We start from the raw sequence: 20,995 nt of genomic DNA, 5'->3' as shown, positions 1-20,995 counted from the left end.
GAATCATTTAAGTACTTCGTATGAGTTTTCAGTTAGTATCTGTTTTATTTAATGGTCTATTTTTCAATAAATTAACAGAGATAATAATACTTCAAAATCATTAGTGGTTTACTTAAAGCAACATTTTAGGTTATCGAACCTGTATTCTGTAATATATCAAAAAAATATAAGGAATCTATCCTGTACGTTTGTATCTTCTCTTTTTAGTATTACAAACTATACTCTTTCACGGTATCAATAAAGCATTTTACTTTTTCAGGGTCGGTGTCTGGATATACTCCGTGACCTAAATTGGCAATGTATTTTTGTCCGCCAAACTGTTGAATCATCGAACGAGTATGCGTTTTGATTTCTGCAAATGAGCTATACAATACACATGGGTCGAGGTTTCCTTGTAGGGTTTTGCTGTTGCCAATCAATCTACGAGATTCAGCAATGTCCATATTCCAGTCTAAACCAATGGTTTCGCAATTCAATTTGCCCATTTCTTCACGAGCGAAGAATGCTCCTTTGGCAAACACCGTAACAGGTACTTCGGTGATGGCATCGCAAATCTGAGCGATATAAGGCAACGAATAAATACGGTATTGTTCTGGTGAAAGAATCCCTGCCCAAGAATCAAAAATCTGTACCAAGTTTGCTCCTGCCGCTACTTGTGCTTTTAAATAGGCGATGGTGCTGTCGGTAATTTTCTGTAAAAGAGCGTGCGAAAGTTCAGGTTCAGAATACAAGTATTTTTTGGCTTTCGAGAAAGTCTTTGAACCTCTTCCTTCAATCATGTAGCAAAGCAAAGTGAATGGAGCACCTGCAAAACCAATCAGTGGCACACGTCCGTTCAATTCTTTTTTTACAATCTTGATGGCATCTAATACATATTTCAGTTCTACTTCTGGGTCAGAAACACGCAACTTGTCCACATCCGCCATTGTTTTTATTACTTCTGGGAAGATTGGCCCTACTTTTTCTTCCATGATGTAAGGCAAACCCATCGCTTCGGGAATTACTAAAATATCAGAAAAAATAATGGCTGCATCCACGCCCAAGATGTCAACGGGTTGAATTGTTACTTCGGCAGCTAATTCTGGCGTAGTTGCCAATTTGATAAAACTTCCTGCTTTTTCACGAACGGCACGGTATTCGGATAAAATTCTTCCTGCCTGACGCATCATCCAAACAGGTACACGTTCTACTTGCTCGCCACGGGCGGCTCTTAACAATAAATCATTCTGTAAAATTTCCATATAGAGACTACACGATTTTGAGAATCGTTTGTGGTAATGATAAAAGCGAATCGTCAAATCGCTGTAATTTCCACAAAGATACGATTGTTTCAGCAGACTGGATTTGATACAAGAAGAAATCCATGAGGATTCATCAGATTATGTGATACATTTCCTAACAAAGGACTCAACTTTAATCGCAAAAAGAGAGTAAATTAAGAAGAAACAAGAGAAGTGCTAAATCTTGCGTAAATTTGTGAGAGTTTTTAAAATATAACCTCATCAGTCTCAGCCATTGAGTTTATATTTCGTTATAATATTCATCTTATGAAAGTCACAGAAGCAATATTTTTACAGAGTAATACAGAATACGAAAAATGCCCCAAGCCTGATAAACCTGAATATGCGTTTATTGGTCGCTCGAATGTGGGTAAGTCTTCTTTAATCAATACCATCGTTCAGAAAAAAGGTTTAGCCAAAACTTCGCAAACGCCTGGGAAAACGCAATTGATTAATCACTTTTTGATTGACCAAAAATGGTACTTGGTAGATTTACCGGGTTATGGCTATGCCAAAATTAGTAAAACGGAAAGAGAGAAATTTGAAAGTATGATTCATAATTATCTTTCCAATCGTGAAAACCTACTTTGTACTTTTGTATTAGTAGATATTCGTCACGAACCCCAAAAGATTGATATGGAATTTATCAACCGTTTGGGCGAAGAAGGAATTCCTTTCTGTTTGGTTTTCACAAAAGCTGATAAATTATCTAAAACAGCAGTGGACAGAAATGTGGAAATCTATCAACAAAAAGTATTAGAAACATGGGAAGAAATGCCACAATTTTTTATTAGCTCTTCCGTTAGTGGGACTGGTAGAGAAGAAATTCTTCAATTGATAAGTACTTTAAATAGCGAATTTTAGGCTTTCAATGGGCTACTCAGCAGAGGATTTCGTAATTGGTACTATTTTACTAAGAAGTTATTGAGTAATTTTGTCAAAAAACAAATCATTAATTAAATATGGAATTATTAAAAGAAATAGCCAATATTTCAGGACAAAGCGGTTTATACAGAATTTTAAAACCAACTCGTACAGGAGTAATCGTTGAAAGTTTGGATGGTAAAAAAACACGTTCAGTAGTAGGGGCTAATGCAAGAGTTTCGGTATTAAAAGATATTTCAGTATATATTGAAGACCACCAAGACGCAGCAATGCCTTTAGGAAATATTTTCTTGAAAATCAGAGAAGTTCATGGCGAAAAAGTAGAATTGAACGTAAAAAATGCTACGGAAGCCGACCTTTTCGATTTCTTGGCTTCGGTAGTTCCTAATTTCGACCGTGAGCGTGTTCATGGTTCGGATGTAAAGAAAATGATTAATTGGTATAATATCATTTCTACTAATTTACCAGAAGCTTTTGTTATTGAAGTAGCAGAAGAAGAAGCAAAAACTGAAGAAGCGTAAGTAAATATGAGTTATGAATGTTGAGTTATGAATTTAAAATATTCATAGACAAAACTTAACTTTCACTATCATTAATTTTATACGACCACTTAGAAAGATTTACTTAAAGAAGCCTTGAGTGTTTAATCAACATTCAAGGCTTTTTATTTGGATTTTATTATAAATTGCATCCTATTCTGAACGCAAATATTTAACAAAAACCAAGCATGAAAGCGATACTTTGTAATGAATTTGGTTTGCCCGAAAGTCTTGTCTTAGCGGAAATTCCTTCGCCAAGTCCAGCGAAAGGACAAGTACTTATTTCGGTAAAAGCCTGTGGCGTAAATTTCCCTGATACACTGATGATTCAAGGGAAATACCAAATCAAACCGCCAATGCCCTTTTCTCCTGGCGGTGAAATTTCGGGTATCATTACCGCTGTTGGCGAAGGCGTTGATACTTTTAAAGTGGGCGACAAAGTATTTGCTTTAACAGGTTTTGGTGGTTTTGCAGAAGAAGCAGTGGCAGAAGTAAGCCGTACTTTATTAATGCCCGACGACATGGATTTCATCACGGCATCTTCGGTAATGTACACGTATGGCACTTCGTATCATGCCTTGAAAAATCGAGCAAATTTACAATCAGGCGAAACGTTATTAGTACTGGGTGCGGCAGGTGGCGTAGGCTTGGCGGCAGTAGCTTTGGGGAAAATCATGGGAGCGAAAGTAATTGCGGCGGCTTCAAGTGATGAAAAATTAGCTTTATGCCAAGAATATGGAGCAACCGAATTGATAAATTATGAAAAAGAAAACCTTCGAGAACGCATCAAAACTATTACTAACGACAAAGGCGTTGACGTAATTTATGACCCCGTTGGCGGACATTTCACCGAACCCGCTTTTCGTTCGATTGCTTGGAAAGGAAGATATTTAGTAGTAGGGTTTGCCACAGGAAGTATCGCCAACTTGCCTTTGAATCTGGCTTTACTCAAAGGTGCATCAATTGTTGGCGTATTTTGGGGAGCATTTTCTAATAAAGAACGAGAAGAAAGTATGCTCAATTTTCAGGAATTACTACAATGGTTTGGCAACGGACAACTAAAAACACACGTTCATGCCCATTACTCGTTGGCTCAAGCCTCGGAAGCATTGAACGAAATCATACACAGAAAAGTAATGGGCAAACTGATTGTAATTCCTTAGTTCAATACCATTTTAGGAAAACGATACGACTGCGAATCGTACACCATCAGTTGGTCTATTTCTATTTCAAAGTACTGATACAAAGGCGAACGTTGTAAGTATTTATGAACGCTTTCTTTACTTTTTGCATTGACGATAATCCAGCCACGACTGGCTTCAGCCGAGATAGCATAAGAGTCGATAACGCCTTTCAGAATTAATTCATTGATGACGATACGGTGATTAGGAACAAGTTTCATAAATTCTTCATCTACCCCAAAATAAATAGTTACTTGATATTTGTTCATATATTCAGTTTTGTGCTTTGTTAAAAATAGCAATAAAGTATCAACAAAAAAAATACCTTGACGGTTCTGAAAAGAAGTCAAGGTATTTTTTTTATTGCATTTACTGATTAACCTTTTTTGCTTTTAGCTTTTCCGCCACCAGCTAAAGAGTTAATCCAAGTAGCCAATTTCATTGCATCTTCTTTTGGTACTTTCAAAGCAGCCATTGGAGGATAACCAGGCCAGTTAGAAGGCTTTGGAGCACCGATTAATTCTACGATTTTTTCATTAGAATATTTCTTTTTCGCTACATCTTTATATGCTGGTCCTACTAAACGAGCATCTACTTTATGACAAGCAGAACACGCATACTTGTTCACAAGTGGCTTAATATCCTCTGGGAAATCTTGTTGAGCTTGAGCATTTATTGCCAATCCTGTAAGCAATAGTGCACTGAACATTATTTTTTTCATGATAATAAAGGGTTACTGATAAATTTAAGGAATCTTATAATGATTAATATTAATTGAAAAAGGCTAATGATTAAAAATCAACGCTCTTGGTTTTATTTTGAAAGGTTATGGCTATAACGAAAAATAGTACGCCATGTTTTAATTTTTACAATTGCTTTGCACGATAAGCATCTACTGAAGCTCGAACACTTCCGTATTGTTGTAATAATACTTCTGCTTCTTCACGGGCAATTCCTAATTCTTTTATCAGCATATTTTCGGCTCTGACAATCAGTTTGTAATTACTCAACTGCATATCCACCATTTTATTTCCTCTCACTCTTCCCAGTTGAATCATCACAGAAGTAGAAATCATATTCAGCACTAATTTCTGGGCTGTTCCTGCTTTCATGCGTGTACTTCCTGTAACAAATTCTGGGCCAGTAATTACTTCTATTTTGTATTCGGCAGTTTTTCCGATTTCGCTATCCTGATTACAAGCAATTGCACCCGTTAAAATACCTTGCTCACGAGCCTTCTTGAGTCCGCCAATTACATAAGGAGTACGCCCAGAGGCTGCAATGCCAACGACGGCATCCAGCGGATTGATGTCGTACTGACTTAAATCTTTCCAAGCTTGTTCGGTATCGTCTTCGGCATTTTCTACGGCTTTGCGGATAGCACCATCGCCACCAGCGATTAATCCAACTACTAAATCAAAAGGAACGCCAAAAGTTGGTGGGCATTCAGAAGCATCTACAATTCCCAATCTTCCGCTTGTACCTGCTCCAATATAAAATAGTCGTCCTCCTTGCTTCATTCTTTGCACAATGGCTGTGACTAATTTTTCAATCTGAGGAATAGCCTTTGCTACTGCTTGGGGTACTGTTTGGTCTTCTTGGTTGATACCCTCTAAAATTTCAAGGACAGACTTCTCATCAAGGTTATCGTAATGAGAGGTTTTTTCTGTTGTCAGTGCTTCTAAATTAATTTCGTTCATGATGATTATAATTATTTCAGAAAAGGCTAAAATCAACACTTATACCCCTCTATTATTTTTGATTAAGCGATTAGAGCTAATATAATCAAGAATTTTGGACAAAATAATTGCTATATTTTTTTACAAATATAGCAATTTGATTTTTTAATAAGTAAAGTATTGTAGGCTCAATGCTATTTATTGACCAAGTATTCGGTACTTTCTGTTTTTTTAAGATTCTGCGTAATATTTGAAAAATAATGGAATAGTTTCGATTCCTTTATAGAAATTAAACAATCCATAATGCTCGTTTGGCGAGTGAATGGCATCAGAATCTAAACCAAAACCCATCAAAACTGTTTTCAAACCTAATTCTTTTTCAAACAAAGCTACAATTGGAATACTTCCTCCGCCACGAGTAGGCACCGGTTTCTTACCAAAACTTTCTTCCATTGCTTTTTCAGCGGCTTTGTACTCTTTCGAGTCCGTGGGCGTAACGTAAGGTTCGCCACCGTGATGAGCATGCACGCTCACTTTTACGCCAGCAGGAGCAATTGATAAAAAGTGTTTAGTAAACAGTTCCGTAATTTTATCCGACTGCTGATTTGGCACTAATCTCATCGAAATCTTCGCAGAAGCTTTTGAAGGTAAAACCGTTTTTGCTCCTTCGCCAATATAACCGCCCCAGATACCATTTACATCTAAAGTAGGACGAATAGACGCTCTTTCTAAAGTAGTATAACCTGCTTCGCCTCTTACGTCGTCGATGTCTAAACCTTTTTTGTAAGCATCTAAATCAAATGGAGTAAGAGCCATCGCTGCTCTTTCTTCGGCTGTAAGTTCTACTACGTCGTCATAGAAAGTAGGAATCGTAATACGATTATTTTCGTCGTGCAACGAAGCAATCATTTTACTTAATACATTGATTGGGTTGGCAACTGCTCCGCCATACACGCCCGAATGTAAATCTATGTTTGCTCCAGTTACTTCTACTTCTAAATAGCTCAACCCACGCAAACCTACGTCAATCGAAGGAATATCGTTGGCAATGATAGCTGTATCCGAAATCAAAATTACATCAGCTTGTAATCTTTCTTTATTAGCTTTTACAAAAATGCCTAAGTTATCAGAACCGATTTCTTCTTCGCCTTCAATCATAAATTTCACATTACAAGGCAAAGAATTAGTAGCAATCATCGTTTCTAAAGCCTTGATGTGCATATATACTTGTCCTTTGTCGTCGCAAGCACCACGAGCATAAATTTTTTCGTCTTTTACTACGGGTTCAAAAGGCGGCGAATGCCAGAGATTCAAAGGGTCGGCTGGTTGTACATCGTAATGTCCATAAACTAAAACCGTTGGAAGCGACTCATCAATAATTTTTTGTCCGAAAACAATTGGATGCCCTGCTGTTTCACAAATTTCTACAAAGTCAGCTCCAGCAAGTTGGATTTTTTCACTGATAAATTCAGCCGCTTTGCGTACATCTTCTTTGTATTTACTATCAGCACTTACCGAAGGAATGCGGAGTAAATCAAGCAATTCCGACAAGAAACGCTCTTTGTTTTCTTCAATATAAGTTTTCATGATTGTTGTGATTGTGTATTAAATGAATCATTCTGAGACAATGACTCGCTTTTAGATAATTATTTTCTTGGAATGAATTCAAAAAAATACCTTCTGCTACTTGAGTAACAGAAGGTACAAATATAATATGTTCTGGTGATTTATACGGATTCTTTCTTTGGACGAAGGTAAATTCTGTTTTCTTGTCCTTTGATTAAGCGTACCACATTTTTGCGGTGCGTTATCAAAATCAAAAGGAAAAGGATAAAACCAAAGACGATGACTAAATCATTTTCTTTTCCGAAAGTTTTCAACAATAATAAAATTGGGAAAGAAAATGAAGCGATGATTGCTCCTAAAGAAACATAATGAAATGAGATAAAAACCAAAAAGAAGATGACCATACAAACCAAAGCTGCTTCTGGATGCACAGACATTACCATACCCAACAAAGTAGCTACGCCTTTTCCGCCTTTGAAATTAGAAAATATCGGAAAAACATGACCTAACACTGCCGCAAAGCCAAAGAGTAATTTAAGGTTTTGGCAAGTTGACCAGTCGATTAAATGACCGTAATACATCATCAAAGCTAAAGAAGTAGCAATCCATCCTTTGATGGCATCAATCAATAAAACAATAGTACCTGCTCTTTTGCCTAAAACCCTAAAAGTATTCGTTGCACCTGCATTTCCACTTCCATGTTTTCGTATATCTAATCCAAAGTAGGCTTCACCATACCAAAGAGCCGTTGGGATTGAACCGAGCAAATATGCCATTACTGTGCAAGCAATTATGAGTACTATTAGGGACATTGATTGAGGAATAATTGGTTAATAAATTTGAAAAATCTGTATGTTTAAAAACAAATATATATCAAAATTTATAAAAACAAGAAAGCCTCTAAAACTTCTTTAAATTGTACAAATACGGTCTTTTAAATGTTTTATTTTTCCCTAAAAGGCAAAAAAGCTCTCATACTTTTTAAATATGAGAGCTTTCTGAACTGGTTTTAAAACACGAACTTAGCTTCGGTCTCCACCAATTTTTCGATATACTAAAGTAGCACTGTCTTTTTCTTTATAATAAATACTTCCTTCGATGGCTTTGGTGAACTCGTCGGCATAAGTATCTCCAACGGGTATTCTTACTACTTTATCCAATATTACTTCGTCGCCTTCAATACCTGTAATTTTCTCGGTAGAAATAATATAGGAGCGATGAATACGCATAAATCTATCAGGAGGCAAACGTTTTTCTAAATCCGAAAGCGTAAGATTGGTAGTGATGCGTTCTTCTTTTGTATAAATAGAAGCATAACTTTTTTGGGCTTCCATATACACCACATCTTTGTAAAGTACTTTATGAAATTTACCTTTTACATCTACTTTTACAAAGATAAATTCTTCTCTTTTCACAGGTAATTCTGGGGCAGGTTCTATACTTTTTGGAGCATCCACCAATGTCATATTGAAAGGCATTTTATTGACAGCCTTCAAAAAACGTTGGTATGAAAAAGGCTTTACCAAATAATCTAAAACACCGTACTCGAAGCTCTTGAGGGCATACTCTTGATAGCCCGTCGTCATTACAAATTTTACCTTATTCTCGAACAAGCTTACTAAATTCAAGCCATTCATTCTTGGCATTTGAATATCGGCAAATACTAAATCTACCTCCTTCGACTGTAAAATACCCACAGCTTCCATAGGGTTGGTTGTTGAAGCAACCAAATTAAGAAATGGAGTATCATTAATATAATCCACTACAAGATCTAACGCAGATTGTTCATCATCTACAACAACGCAATTTATCATTTCCTCAGAAGGTTAAAATTTATCGTAAATATTACAGTATAATCCTCGTCTCCGTCTATAATTTCTAAGCTATGGGCTTCAGCGGGATATGTGGTTAAAAGTCTTTTTTTAATATTTTCAATACCTACGCCAGTTTGGCCAGTATCATTTATAAAATTTGGATAAGGATTCTTTTTGTTTTTGGCTGTAAAAACAAAGAACTCATCTATTAAACTTGCATTAATGGTAAAGGCAATTTCTGGGTCATCAAAAATTCCATGCTTAATACCATTTTCTACAATGGTTATCAAAATCATCGGCACAATTCGATGATAACTGAAATCTCCCTCCTCCTCAAAATCTATGTAAACCCTGTAATGATAACGCTGCAAATGCAAATCTATATACTGTTTTACAAAGTCTATCTCGCCTTGCAAGTCCACTTCATCATCTTGTGATTTCGTACTGGTGGCGTATCTCATCATTTCTGCAAAAGCAATCACAATATCTCCTGCTTCTCTTGAGGCTTTTCTTACACGCTCAAAAATCATATTAAGCGTATTGTACATAAAATGAGGATTGATTTGAGCCCTCAGAAAAGCCATTTCAGCCAAGGCTTTTTCTTTTGCTAAGATAGCAATTTCCAATTCCTGTTTTGCAATTTTCGCTTCCTTTTCTGCAAGTGCAATCTTCTGTTCGGCAATTTCTCGGTCCCTCAGAGCAATGTCTTTTTGCTGTTGAATAGACATCTGAGCAAAATAATATCCAAGAGCATAAATAGTATAAATCTGTGCATTCCAAAAATGCGTAATTAGTTCATTTTGATTGAAGTCCACTTTAGGGAAATTGGCGAACAGGTGCGGGAAAATGTAAACGAAAACACTAAGGTTAAGTATGGTTAGTACTGAAACATTTAAGATACATATTGCGAATGTCAACAGGTACTTCTTTTGAGCCAGAAAGTGTGGAAAGATGTATAAAACACAAGTGTAAAAGATAATTATCCAAAAAAAGCAATTCACTAAAATAACAAAACTGGTAGGTACATCGAACTTATCAAGATAGCCAATTATATAGCTGATTTGGTAATAAATCACATATAATATCCAAACACCAACATGAATCTTCTGTTTTTGAGTCATTTTAAAATAATTTATTGAACAAAATTTTAACACCACAAAGAATATATCTTATTGAATGATAGGCAAATAACACATTTATCAAAAAAATTAAAACTTAGAATAAAGGTTTTTAGACTGATAATAAGATGATTAAAACAGACCGTAAATATACGCTCGTTTTTTTACGCAACTTTGGTTCATCAAAAACGGAATAAACAACAACAACATTAAAAATAGACAAAAAGCCATGAAAAATAACAAATTGAATATCTCGAAAAAAACGGTTGCAAATCTTAACAACAAAGCTGTCAACAATGATTTCCAAGCTTTCGTGACTATCATTACTCAGCCTCCAACTCGTTTGTAAGAACTCCATTAACCAACAATAATCATCAATCAAATTCAACTCCAAATAAAGCCATGAAAAATAACAAATTGAATATTTCGAAAAAAACGGTTGCAAATCTTAATAACAAAGCTGTCAACAATGATTTCCAAGCTTTCGTGACTATCATTACTCAGCCTCCAACTCGTTTGTAAGAACTCCATTAACCAACAATAATCATCAATCAAATTCAACTCCAAGTAAAGCCATGAAAAATAACAAATTGAATATCTCGAAAAAAACGGTTGCAAATCTTAACAACAAAGCTATCAACAATGATTTCCAAGCTTTCGTGACTATCATTACTCAGCCTCCAACTCGTTTGTAAGAACTCCATTAACCAACAATAATCATCAATCAAATTCAACTCCAAATAAAGCCATGAAAAATAACAAATTGAATATCTCGAAAAAAACGCTTGCAAACCTTAACAACAAAGCTGTAAACAATGATTTCCAAGCTTTCGTGACTATCATTACTCAGCCTCCAACTCGCTTATAAGTATTTTCTTTATCAACAATAATCATCAATCAAATTCAACTCCAAGTAAAGCCATGAAAAATAACAAATTGAATATCTCGAAAAAAACGGTTGCAAAACTTAACAACAAAGCTGTCAACAACGATTTCCAAGCTTTCGTGACTATCATTACTCAGCCTCCAACTCGCTTATAAGTATTTTCTTTATCAACAATAATCATCAATCAAATTCAACTCCAAGTAAAGCCATGAAAAATAACAAATTGAATATCTCGAAAAAAACGGTTGCAAACCTTAACAACAAAGCTGTCAACAATGATTTCCAAGCTTTCGTGACTATCATTACTCAGCCTCCAACTCGCTTATAAGTATTTTCTTTATCAACAATAATCATCAATCAAATTCAACTCCAAATAAGACCATGAAAAATAACAAATTGAATATCTCGAAAAAAACGGTTGCAAATCTTAACAACAAAACTGTCAACAATGATTTCCAAGCTTTCGTGACTATCATTACTCAGCCTCCAACTCGTTTGTAATTGTATTTTGCTTATTCAAAAAAAAATCCCCTACACAGCTAAACACTGTAAAGCAGGAGATTTTGTAAAACTATATTAAAATTCGCCTTAAAACGAGAAATGAACAGAGGCTTTCAATGCGAAAGGCTTGGGTTCTCTTCCAGAAGGCGAAAGATGGTCAAGGTACGAAAGGCGATGAAATGCCTGTAACCTGAAAATCTTAAAGATATTATCTATCCCATATCCGATTTCGACAAAAGGCTTATTGGGGTCAAGTCCAGAAAAACTATATCTTGGTTGCAAATCACCTTTGATGTGCCTCGGATTAATAACAGGAATTGCATCTTGCATCAATTCTTTATTTTGCTCTCTTTGGCTACCAAAGAGTACATTCGCCGAAGCAATCAAACGCCATTTTAATTGGCGAATGGCAGGAATACGATTGAAAAGTAAACCTTCAAAGTTGTGATTATAATTAAGTGATACATACTTATCACTTACAAATTCAAAATAGTGCATCGTGTTAAAAGCTGCACGGTTGTAGAAAAAGGTTTCGTTTCCTAAATGTGGAAACAGTAAAGGTGCAGGTAAATTTGTGGGTATATAACCTGCTTGAATGGTATAATCAGAACGTCCAAGCGTACCTACTCTGAAAGATTGAAATACTTTGGCCATAAAACGGTCGTAATTAAAATTACCGTTTAAGGTTTTGATACCATGCTGATAAGTCAGCGTAAGCGTTGGAGCTCTCTTACTTCCCAAAGCAATTCGCTCGTTGCCATCCATGATATAAGTTTCATTTTTAGCAAAGCGAGCTTCGAGTGTAAAGAAGGTGTCGTTATAATAGTCTAAAGTTGGTGAATTTTTTCCAGCTTCTGGGTGGGTTCTATACTGAAATTCAAAAAGAGGGTCAAATGCACGAGTAGTAAAAGCCCCAGTAAAAGAAATTCCTTTAGTAGGTTCAGTCTTTAGGAAAATTTCACTTTCTCTGCGATAAAAGGCCCCAGTGTAAGCTCCCCAACGAGTAAAAGCATAAAAGATTTTATTGTCTCCGATAAGTTCGGGGGTAAGTCCAAGCCGTTCGAGGTCGTAACTATGTTTGATACCCAATACCGACCAATGTCTGCGAGAAAGAATATAATCTACTTCACCGCCGTACTTCAATACTTTGTCTTTTGTTCCGAAACCTAACCAGCCTTTTAAAATCCAGTCTTTACTAAAATTAGAATAAGTTTTAAAACCGAGTCTTAGTCGTAAGCCTTCCATTTTGTTTAGGGCAAATGACGTTAAGTAAGGACCAATACCAAACTTATTAAAACGCTTATAGCCACTGGCAATAATTTCGGCTATTTCTACATAGGTTTTTACGATAGGAACATTTCTAACAGTATCTATCAGTTTGGAAGCTAAAATATCTTGTGCAGACAGAGATTCGTGTCGAGCTTCCAACCAAAATTTTGGGTCGGGTTCTTTGGAATCCTCCGCTACTTCAATGGGCAAATCATAAAAGCTTAATTCTTTGGGTTTATTCACCACAAAATCTTTATTGGAAATATACATTTTCAATAACATCCCAGCCGAGTTTTTGGTCAATTCTGCAATATCAATCAAAAAACGTGTTTTAGCTGGTAGCCAAGCACCTTCAGAAGTTTGTTCTAATTCTTGTGAAATTTTTATTTTGTCAATAAAGTTGATGTTGGCTTCTTTCCCAACAGTGGCATCAATTTGCACTAAAGCAAAAGAAGTAGTATCAATATAAGCCTTTCCGACAAAAACTAAATCCTTATCATTTTTCGGGTCGAATTCTAAGCCATAACAAATATGTCCGTCCACATCGGTAGTATCTGCCAAGAACCATTTATAAGTACCTTTCCAGTTTTCACCAAGTGGTGAAATGATGTCTTTGCCCAAGAAAGGGACAAAATTGTCATAGAAATTATAATTGGCAAAAATATTTCCCCCTACCAATTGCGACACAAAACCACCTTCTTTTACACCAACCCCTTTGATATTATTTTTAAGAATAATTTCTTTTTTCCTTGAAGGACTTTCACGGAAGTAAAATTTAGAGAGTGTCTCTGAAATAAAAGTAGGAATTACAGCTTTTCCGTCTTCGCCAGCCAATTTCTCAAACTTAGCAATTGCTCCTTGAATTTGCTTCATCACCTTTCTTTCTTTGAATTTATCCGAAAGGTTATCCACATCCAATTCCATTTTTGAATATGAATTATATTCAAAAGCCGTCAGACGTTTTCTATCATTCTTTTCACGGTTTTCGCTAACTTTTCTAAGAATTTTAAATGCTGGATTTTCGCCAGAATACACTACAACTTCATCCAAGGAACGAGCTTCGCCTTGCAACTGGAAATCTATCGTTTGAGAAAGAGCTTTTTTGTCAAGAACTTTACTACGCTTTTTATAATTTACAGTACTTACATAAATAGAATCTGTTAATACTTTAGATTTTATCACATAAATCCCTTCAAAATTTGTTTGAGCACCCACATTTAGTCCTTTTAGCCCTACCGTAGCAAAAGGAAGTGGGTCACCATTTTTAGCGTCAGTTACTCTACCAGTAATTGTATATTGTGCATAAGTAAATTGATAGGCAATTACAAATATTGACAGTATCAATATTTGTATAAATTTTCGATAAGTCATTCTAATAAGGAATGTTAAGGGTAATAAAAAACAATTTGTGTATCCGAATTTACAATATTTAGAGGCAATATCAAATTCATGCTCTAAACACTGACATTTCATCTACAAAATACCCTCATTGGTAGCTACCTAATTTCTACATAAAATATACTTAGTCAATAGTTTTACTACACTATTGTCATAAGATGTCAAATATCTTATTGTTGATTCAGAAATTGTACCAATTTTTCAAAAGCTCTTCCTCTATGCGAAATTTTCCCTTTTTCTTCCATTGACATTTCAGCAAAAGTACGGTCGAAGCCTTCTGGAATAAAAATAGGGTCATAGCCAAATCCTTCATTGCCACGCAATGTTTCAATGATTTCCCCTTTTACTACACCTTCAAATTGTTCAACTTTTCCATCAATAATCAGCGTAATCACCGTTCTGAACTGAGCCGAACGATCGGTTTTTCCAGAAAGGTTTTTTAACAGTAAATTGATATTATCGCTGTGGCTTCGCTGTTCGCCAGCATAGCGTGCTGAATAAACGCCCGGTTCGCCATTCAAAGCTGTCACTTCTAAACCTGTGTCGTCTGCAAAACAGTTTACCTGATAATTATCAAATAAATAGCTTGCTTTTTGTAAAGAATTAGCTTCTAAAGTATTCCCTGTTTCGGGTAATTCTTCGTTACAGCCAATTTGTTTGAGCGTAGATAGCTCGAAACGATTTCCCAATACAGCTTGTACTTCTTCTACTTTGTGGGAATTATTAGTAGCAAAACATAATTTTTTCATGGTCATATAAATAGTAAAAAGCCTCTTCATGTAGCATGAAGAGGCTCTAATATCTGTTTCTGTATTATTTTACGGCTGTTACTTCAATTTCAAAATTCATTGGAGAATAAGGCGGAATAGTGTAAGCTCCAGTCGAAGAGTCTGTACGTCCGCTTTGTCCATAACCCAAAGACGAAGGGAATACGAATGTTCCTTTATCTCCTAATCTCAATTTAGAAACGGCTTCTTCAAAACCAGCAACCATCGAACCTTGTCCTAAAACAAAACTAATGCTACCAGAATCAAAGGTTTCGTTATAAATATAAAAACCGTTGCTATCTCGCTTTTTGGTAGGATAAAGTAATTTTCCTGTATAAGAAACGGTAATGGTTTGTCCACTTTTAACCAAATCACCAGTAGCGGTCGATTTTGTGATAACGTACTGTAAACCTGTTGAAGTTTTTACTACTTCCAAACCAGCATATTTTGTTTTCACAAACTCATCAATTTGTTCAGTTTCATTACGAGTAGAGACGAACTTTACAGTCAAAATAGTTGGTTCTGTCAGTTGGCTTGTCTGTGGAAAAATAAATACTCCACTTTCACCTTCTTTCATTAAAGCGATAGGCGTATTTAAAATTGTACTGTAAGTTAAATACGACAAACCAAAAGGAATTGTTTTGGTAGTACTATCTAACATTGTTCCATCCAACTTGGTGTATGTATAAAACATTTTTACCAATTCTGTCTGTGCTGCTCCTCTTCCTGTGGCATTAGTTACTGTTTTGTAATAATAAACACCAGAATTAGGGTCTTTTATAAGCGTCAGCCCTTTGTCTTTCCCGTACTGAATTACTGTATTTTCATTTGCTTGATATAATTGTTCAAGGTCTGAGCCACCACTCATACACCCACTGATTAACCCAACTATACCCAGTAAAAATACCCAAATGATAGATTTGTTCATGATTAAATGTTTGATAATATTTGTTTACTTGTCTTTTAATGCAACAATTTCAAGTTCAAAAATTAGTGGAGTAGAGCCTGGTATTCTGCTTGAACCACTTGTACCATAGCCTAAACTTGAAGGGAAAATAATTGTAGCTTTTTCTCCAAGTCTCATTTTATTAACGCCAATGACGAAGCCAGTAACAAAAGATGTTGAAGTAGCCCCTACTGTAATACTTAATGAATCGGTAGTATTAAGATTGGTATCGAAAATCTCGCCATTCAAAAACTTACCCGTATATTTTACCTTAGCCACTTTTCCCGAAATCAAATCAGCAGCACCTTCTTTGGTTTTGATGTATCTTACTCCTTCGGTAGTTTTTTCGGTTACAGTAATATTATTTTTAGCAATATAGTGGTCGATGGTAGCCTCTTCGCCATAAGTATAAAAATAAGTAATATCACAACGAAGTGGAGAATTGGCAGGTAAATTTGGGAAATTGGCACTTCCACCCGCCAAGCTTGAAGGCAAAATAAAAGTAGCTTGTTCGCCTTCTTTCATTTGCGGAAGCATTTTCAAGAAAATGTTGGTATTCACGCCATTATTATAAAAAGTAAATGGCTGATTTTTTAAAACAGAGGAACTATCAATTTTAACATCATCGCTCAAACGAGTAAGTACATAATGTAAACGAACGGTATCACCTAAAAGTAAAGTACGCCCACTGTCATTTTTTTTTGTAATCACGTAGTAAACACCATTTGCAGCTTTTTGCATACTGAGGTTTTTACTGCTGATATACTGTTGTATTTGCGTTTCGTTTTGCTGAACGATTATATCATCTTCCAATACTACTTTTGAAAGACATGAACTGAGCAAACCCACGAGCGCCCCAAGTAATAAAAAGTTAAATAATTTGAACTTCATCATTGCTGACTGTTATTTTTTATTCAGTTCAACGCCATCATATTTTTTACGACCACGAAACTGAACGCTTGTTTGAAACGCAAAATAACGAAATCCATTGTGGCAGATTCGTTAAAAACTGTTAAAATGATAGAAAAGAAGAAGGGTAAGTAAAAAAATAATACAATTCAAATATTCAATAAGATTATACTTACTTCTTAGTGAATGATTGATTGCTTATTTTTTTACTTACCCTTCTAATTACTAATTTCCACCTTTTGTGAAATCTAATGCTTCTACTTCAAAAATCAATACAGAGTTTCCTGGGATTGGCCCTTGAGCTGCCTCGCCATAACCAATTTGTGGCGGAATCAAGAAAGTACCTTTTCCTCCTTTTTTCAACATCGTCAATGCTTCATTGAAACCTGGAATCATTCCACCGATAGGCATATCCATTGGTGAAGTACTCTTATCAAATACTTTTCCATCCAAGAATTTACCTACATACATACATTTACAAACATCGCCAGCTTTTGGATTTTCGCCTGTTCCTTCTTTAGAAATCACATATTGTAAACCTGATGGAGCAGTTTTGAATGGCAAACCAGATTTTTTAACATAATCAGCAATCAACTGTGGAATTTGAGCTTTACGGGCATCCGATTCTACTTTAGCTTTTGCTTGTTCAGCAGCCATATCTTTTTCAAACTCAGCTTTAGATTGTACTTTGATAATCTTCACTGTATATTTCAAATCAGAACCTTTTTTAAGGAATGGAGGTAATTGTTGTCCACCTTTTACTAAAGAATCAACTGGTACATAAATCGTAGCACTATCACCTACTGAAAGTAAACGTAAACCATCTTCAAAAGAACCTTTGAAACCAGATGCACCCGCAGGTTGGCACATTGCACGAGCTGGTTGAGTACTGTTCGACTCTTGTAATACTGAGTCAGCTGAGTTTTGAATTTTAGCTAAAAATGTGATAATATCCCCATCTTTTAATTTTCTTGCTTTATCGTCGTGGCTATGAATTTGGATTTTCACACCCTCTTTTACTTCTACACGATTTTTGTCACAAGCAACCATCATACTGGCAGCAAGCAATACAACACTGATTCTTTTGAACATTTTGTTTGATTTATTGATTTTTATTTAATTACTGTGTCTTTTAATCTATTACGAACGCTTTCAATTAGAAAGGTACTGCTAATAATTCAGATTGATATTCGGGTAAAATACTAATAAATTTCTCAACCGTAGCAGATAAACCTATATTCGTTTTACCTCCAGAAGCATTTTTATGCCCTCCGCCATTAAAATACTTGGTGGCTATTCTATTTACTGCAAATTCCTCTACCGAACGGAAGGACATTTTTACAGCTTCGGGACGGTCAACGATAATTACCGACATCACTACTCCTTCAATTTGCAAACCGTAGTTTACAATACCTTCGGTATCACCTGTTTGTGAATTAAAACGCTTTAATTCTTCGGCAGTAACGGTGAAGTAAGCTACTCTATATTCAGGAAGGATAACCAATTTTTCAGAAAGAATATATCCTAAAAAGCTTAAACGTTCTGGAGTGGTAGTATCGTAAATACGGCGGTGGATAAGGTTTGTGTTCACACCTATATCCATAATATCAGCAACGATACGATGTACGGCAGGCGTTGTACTTGGATGACGAAACGAACCAGTGTCTGTCATAATGCCTGCATACAAACACTCGCAGATAGGAATGTCTAATAAAGCTTTGTCACCCAAAAGTACAATTAATTGAAATATCAATTGTGCCGTTGCGGCTGCCTTAATATCATGATAAACAAACTCAGCAAAGTCTTCTGGGAAAGTATGATGGTCAATCATTACTTTTACAGCTTTTGCTTGACGAACAGGTTCAGTGAGGCTTTCGATACGAGAAAGTACAGAGAAATCAAGGCAAAAAATGATTTCAGCCTCAGCAAGAAGCTTATTTGCTTTATTTTTTGTTTTATAATCTTCGTAATTAATTACCTCCTCATTGTTGGGCATCCAGAACAAGAATTTGGGGTAATCAGAAGGAGTAATTACAGTTACTTGATGTCCCTTTTTTTTCAAGAAACCAGCCAAGCCTAAAGACGAACCCAAAGCGTCGGCATCGGGTTTAAAGTGAGTTGTAATCACTATTTTTTTAGGCGTATTAATCAATTCACGAAAGGCTTCAAGATTTTGCATTATATACAATTGATTATCAAGGTATTATAATTTATTCCAAAAATGAATGGCAAAGTTAGCGAGAATTCTCCACAAAAAAACCTGTGAGCTTTCTAAAACCTTATAAGTTTCTTGTATTTTTACATAAATTGCCAATTTAAAACTCTTTCAAAGGGCTTTAGCAATTTTTCGTCAAACCTTCTTCAATATCATATTTCAACACACATTTAATTTCCAAAACATGGCAACTAATAGAACTTTCACAATGATTAAGCCCGATGCAGTAGCAGAGGGAAACTCTGGGGCAATTATTAAGATAATTGAGGAAGCAGGCTTTCGTATTGTCGCTATTAAAAAAACCTTATTAACTCCTGAAAGAGCTGGCGAGTTTTATGCTGTACACGCAGAGAGACCTTTCTATGCAGATTTGTGTGGTTATATGTCATCAGGACCCATTATTCCGATGATTTTAGAAAAAGAAAATGCAGTGGCAGATTTTAGAGCATTAATTGGAGCAACCGACCCTTCTAAAGCAGCTGAGGGTACTATTCGTAAGCAGTTTGCAAAATCTGTACAGGCTAATGCAATACATGGCTCAGATTCTGATGAAAATGCAGCAATTGAGGGCTTCTTCTTTTTTGCAGGCGTAGAGCAGTTCTAAATCACAAAGGGTATGAACAGTAAACAGATACCCTATTTACTGTTCATACTTGTCATTATCGCCTAAGTCTTCGCCAATCATTCTACTGGCTACTTGTTTGAATTTCCCGAATAAACTCCAACCGCCTTTCTTTTCCACAGGAGGTTCAGCAGCTTTAGAGCTTTCTCTTCCGTTTTTACTACTCAAATTATTATTATTCACGGGCGTAATTGGAATAATAGCTGGTGCTGTTTTTCTCAAAAGCTTATAACCATCTTCTCTTTCATCAATATCTTTGATGCCTCTCCATACCAAACCAACAGCCGTAGAGTAAGTAGGGTTTTTGATTTCTTCTGTAAATGATTTACCCAGATTTTCATTCGGATAGCCAATTCTTACATCACGCTGAGAAACTCTTTCAAAAAGTTGGTCGATATAAGGCATCTGAGCAGTACCACCCGTAATAACAATACCACAATTGATACGATTCAAATAACCCGAACGAGCTATTTCGGCTACCACCAAAGCAATCAACTCTTTTAATCTCTCTTCAATAATAATTGAAACATTCTTTACAGAGATAGTTTTTGGTTTTCTACCGTTTGCACTTGGAATCGTTACTACTTCTTCTAAAGATACTTCGTCAGCAACAGCAGAACCAAACTTGATTTTCAGCTGTTCAGCGTGTTCAGTAGAAACACCACAGCCTTGTTCAATATCCGCCGTAATAGAATCGCCAGCAAAAGGCAATACTGCCACATGACGAACTATGTTTTTATAGTAAATAACAATTTCGGTGATTCCGCTACCAATATCGACTAAAGCTACGCCTGTTTTCTTTTCTTGGTCTGTAAGCACAGCCAAAGAAGCGGCCAAAGGTGAATGCACTAATCCACCTTCTATTTCCATTTTATCTTTCGAGCGTTCTATACAACGCTTAGTTTTATCTAATTCAGCTTGAGGAGAAGTAATCATCAAAAACTCTCCTTGTAGTTTTAAACCACTGATACCAACAGGTTCTTGGATTCCGCTGGCAGAATCTACTAAATACTCTTGAGGTAAAGTATGAACAATAGCGTTTCCCTGCGAAATAAAAGTTCGCTGTGCGTCATTTGCTACTTGGTCAACATCGGTAACTGTAACCTCTTCACCACGAGTTTGGCGAGTGATTACAGCTTTATGTTTAGAGCTATGTATGTTTGGGCCTGCAATACTGGCAATTACTCCACGAATATGGATATTTGCTTGGTTTTCTACCTGTTCTAAAGCAGATTGGACAGCCTCTATGGTTTTATTGACATTGAGAACAACACCCTTGGAAACTCTTCCAGTGGTATCGGCTTTACCCAAACCCAGAATCTCCAACTTGCCTAAACTGTCAAGTCTGCCCGCAACTACACTTACTTGCTTGCTGCCTATGTCAAGTCCAACGATTATTTCATTCATGGAAGGTAGAATT

Annotated in this window: 19 protein-coding genes; 4 read left to right on the top strand and 15 right to left on the bottom strand. The window is 35.9% G+C overall.

Annotation, left to right across the window (positions count from 1 at the left end; translation table 11 throughout):
* Window positions 1-209 precede the first annotated feature (209 nt).
* Window positions 210-1,241 carry a uroporphyrinogen decarboxylase gene (hemE, locus tag VB248_RS06805; protein ID WP_323295997.1) on the bottom strand — a complete coding sequence of 344 codons (1,032 nt, stop codon included), beginning with the start codon at window positions 1,239-1,241 and terminating at the stop codon, window positions 210-212.
* Window positions 1,242-1,547: 306 nt separating this feature from the next.
* On the opposite strand from hemE, the gene yihA reads away from it, so the two are divergent.
* The 3 genes from yihA to VB248_RS06790 all read left to right on the top strand — a co-directional run bounded on the left by yihA (window position 1,548) and on the right by VB248_RS06790 (window position 3,867).
* On the top strand, window positions 1,548-2,144 hold the full coding sequence (yihA, locus tag VB248_RS06800) for a ribosome biogenesis GTP-binding protein YihA/YsxC (RefSeq protein ID WP_323295996.1): 597 nt from the start codon (window positions 1,548-1,550) through the stop codon (window positions 2,142-2,144).
* Window positions 2,145-2,242: 98 nt separating this feature from the next.
* Window positions 2,243-2,686 (top strand): DUF5606 family protein, encoded by a 444-nt coding sequence (locus VB248_RS06795; protein WP_323295995.1) that lies wholly within the window; start codon window positions 2,243-2,245, stop codon window positions 2,684-2,686.
* A gap of 206 nt (window positions 2,687-2,892) precedes the next feature.
* Window positions 2,893-3,867 carry an NADPH:quinone oxidoreductase family protein gene (locus VB248_RS06790; RefSeq protein WP_323295994.1) on the top strand — a complete coding sequence of 325 codons (975 nt, stop codon included), beginning with the start codon at window positions 2,893-2,895 and terminating at the stop codon, window positions 3,865-3,867.
* Here VB248_RS06790 and VB248_RS06785 read toward each other — a convergent pair.
* From VB248_RS06785 to VB248_RS06725, 13 genes are all read right to left on the bottom strand, one after another.
* A complete protein-coding gene (locus VB248_RS06785; protein WP_323295993.1) occupies window positions 3,864-4,154 on the bottom strand; it encodes a muconolactone Delta-isomerase family protein in 291 nt (96 codons plus the stop codon). The genes VB248_RS06790 and VB248_RS06785 overlap by 4 nt on opposite strands.
* A 107-nt stretch (window positions 4,155-4,261) precedes the next feature.
* Window positions 4,262-4,594 carry a c-type cytochrome gene (locus VB248_RS06780; protein WP_323295992.1) on the bottom strand — a complete coding sequence of 111 codons (333 nt, stop codon included), beginning with the start codon at window positions 4,592-4,594 and terminating at the stop codon, window positions 4,262-4,264.
* A 157-nt stretch (window positions 4,595-4,751) separates the two neighbouring features.
* Window positions 4,752-5,585, bottom strand: a complete 834-nt coding sequence (gene murQ, locus VB248_RS06775; protein ID WP_323295991.1) for an N-acetylmuramic acid 6-phosphate etherase — start codon at window positions 5,583-5,585, stop codon at window positions 4,752-4,754.
* Window positions 5,586-5,795: 210 nt separating this feature from the next.
* On the bottom strand, window positions 5,796-7,151 hold the full coding sequence (locus VB248_RS06770; protein WP_323295990.1) for a dipeptidase: 1,356 nt from the start codon (window positions 7,149-7,151) through the stop codon (window positions 5,796-5,798).
* A 140-nt stretch (window positions 7,152-7,291) separates the two neighbouring features.
* Window positions 7,292-7,942: a glycerol-3-phosphate 1-O-acyltransferase PlsY gene (gene plsY, locus VB248_RS06765; RefSeq protein ID WP_323295989.1), complete on the bottom strand. Its 651-nt coding sequence runs from the start codon at window positions 7,940-7,942 to the stop codon at window positions 7,292-7,294.
* A 210-nt stretch (window positions 7,943-8,152) separates the two neighbouring features.
* Entirely contained in the window at window positions 8,153-8,944 is a 792-nt protein-coding gene (locus tag VB248_RS06760; RefSeq protein ID WP_323295988.1) for a LytR/AlgR family response regulator transcription factor, read from the bottom strand.
* A complete protein-coding gene (locus tag VB248_RS06755; RefSeq protein ID WP_323295987.1) occupies window positions 8,941-9,759 on the bottom strand; it encodes a sensor histidine kinase in 819 nt (272 codons plus the stop codon). The genes VB248_RS06760 and VB248_RS06755 overlap by 4 nt, the downstream gene beginning before the upstream one ends.
* Before the next feature lie 1,777 nt (window positions 9,760-11,536).
* Window positions 11,537-14,062, bottom strand: coding sequence for a DUF5686 and carboxypeptidase-like regulatory domain-containing protein (locus VB248_RS06750; protein ID WP_323295986.1), 2,526 nt, complete (start codon window positions 14,060-14,062; stop codon window positions 11,537-11,539).
* 224 nt (window positions 14,063-14,286) lie between these two features.
* Window positions 14,287-14,865, bottom strand: coding sequence for a non-canonical purine NTP diphosphatase (locus tag VB248_RS06745; protein ID WP_323295985.1), 579 nt, complete (start codon window positions 14,863-14,865; stop codon window positions 14,287-14,289).
* A 64-nt stretch (window positions 14,866-14,929) separates the two neighbouring features.
* The gene (locus tag VB248_RS06740) at window positions 14,930-15,811 is read right to left on the bottom strand and encodes an FKBP-type peptidyl-prolyl cis-trans isomerase (RefSeq protein WP_323295984.1); all 882 of its coding nucleotides are present in this window, start codon (window positions 15,809-15,811) and stop codon (window positions 14,930-14,932) included.
* A 24-nt stretch (window positions 15,812-15,835) separates the two neighbouring features.
* A complete protein-coding gene (locus VB248_RS06735; RefSeq protein WP_323295983.1) occupies window positions 15,836-16,723 on the bottom strand; it encodes an FKBP-type peptidyl-prolyl cis-trans isomerase in 888 nt (295 codons plus the stop codon).
* A 240-nt stretch (window positions 16,724-16,963) separates the two neighbouring features.
* Window positions 16,964-17,830, bottom strand: a complete 867-nt coding sequence (locus VB248_RS06730; protein WP_323295982.1) for an FKBP-type peptidyl-prolyl cis-trans isomerase — start codon at window positions 17,828-17,830, stop codon at window positions 16,964-16,966.
* A 64-nt stretch (window positions 17,831-17,894) separates the two neighbouring features.
* Entirely contained in the window at window positions 17,895-18,917 is a 1,023-nt protein-coding gene (locus VB248_RS06725) for a DHH family phosphoesterase (protein WP_323295981.1), read from the bottom strand.
* Between the two features lie 220 nt (window positions 18,918-19,137).
* Here VB248_RS06725 and VB248_RS06720 point away from each other — a divergent pair, with 220 nt between their 5' ends.
* Window positions 19,138-19,557 carry a nucleoside-diphosphate kinase gene (locus VB248_RS06720; RefSeq protein WP_323295980.1) on the top strand — a complete coding sequence of 140 codons (420 nt, stop codon included), beginning with the start codon at window positions 19,138-19,140 and terminating at the stop codon, window positions 19,555-19,557.
* A 36-nt stretch (window positions 19,558-19,593) separates the two neighbouring features.
* On the opposite strand, the gene ftsA is transcribed toward VB248_RS06720, so the two are convergent.
* Window positions 19,594-20,982, bottom strand: coding sequence for a cell division protein FtsA (ftsA, locus tag VB248_RS06715; protein WP_323295979.1), 1,389 nt, complete (start codon window positions 20,980-20,982; stop codon window positions 19,594-19,596).
* Window positions 20,983-20,995: the final 13 nt, after the last annotated feature.

The organism is Arcicella rigui, assembly GCF_034929435.1.
GTDB classification, from domain to species: Bacteria; Bacteroidota; Bacteroidia; order Cytophagales; family Spirosomataceae; genus Arcicella; species Arcicella rigui.
Note: the sequence above shows the minus strand (reverse complement) of the source record. Positions and strands in the feature narration are given on the sequence as shown.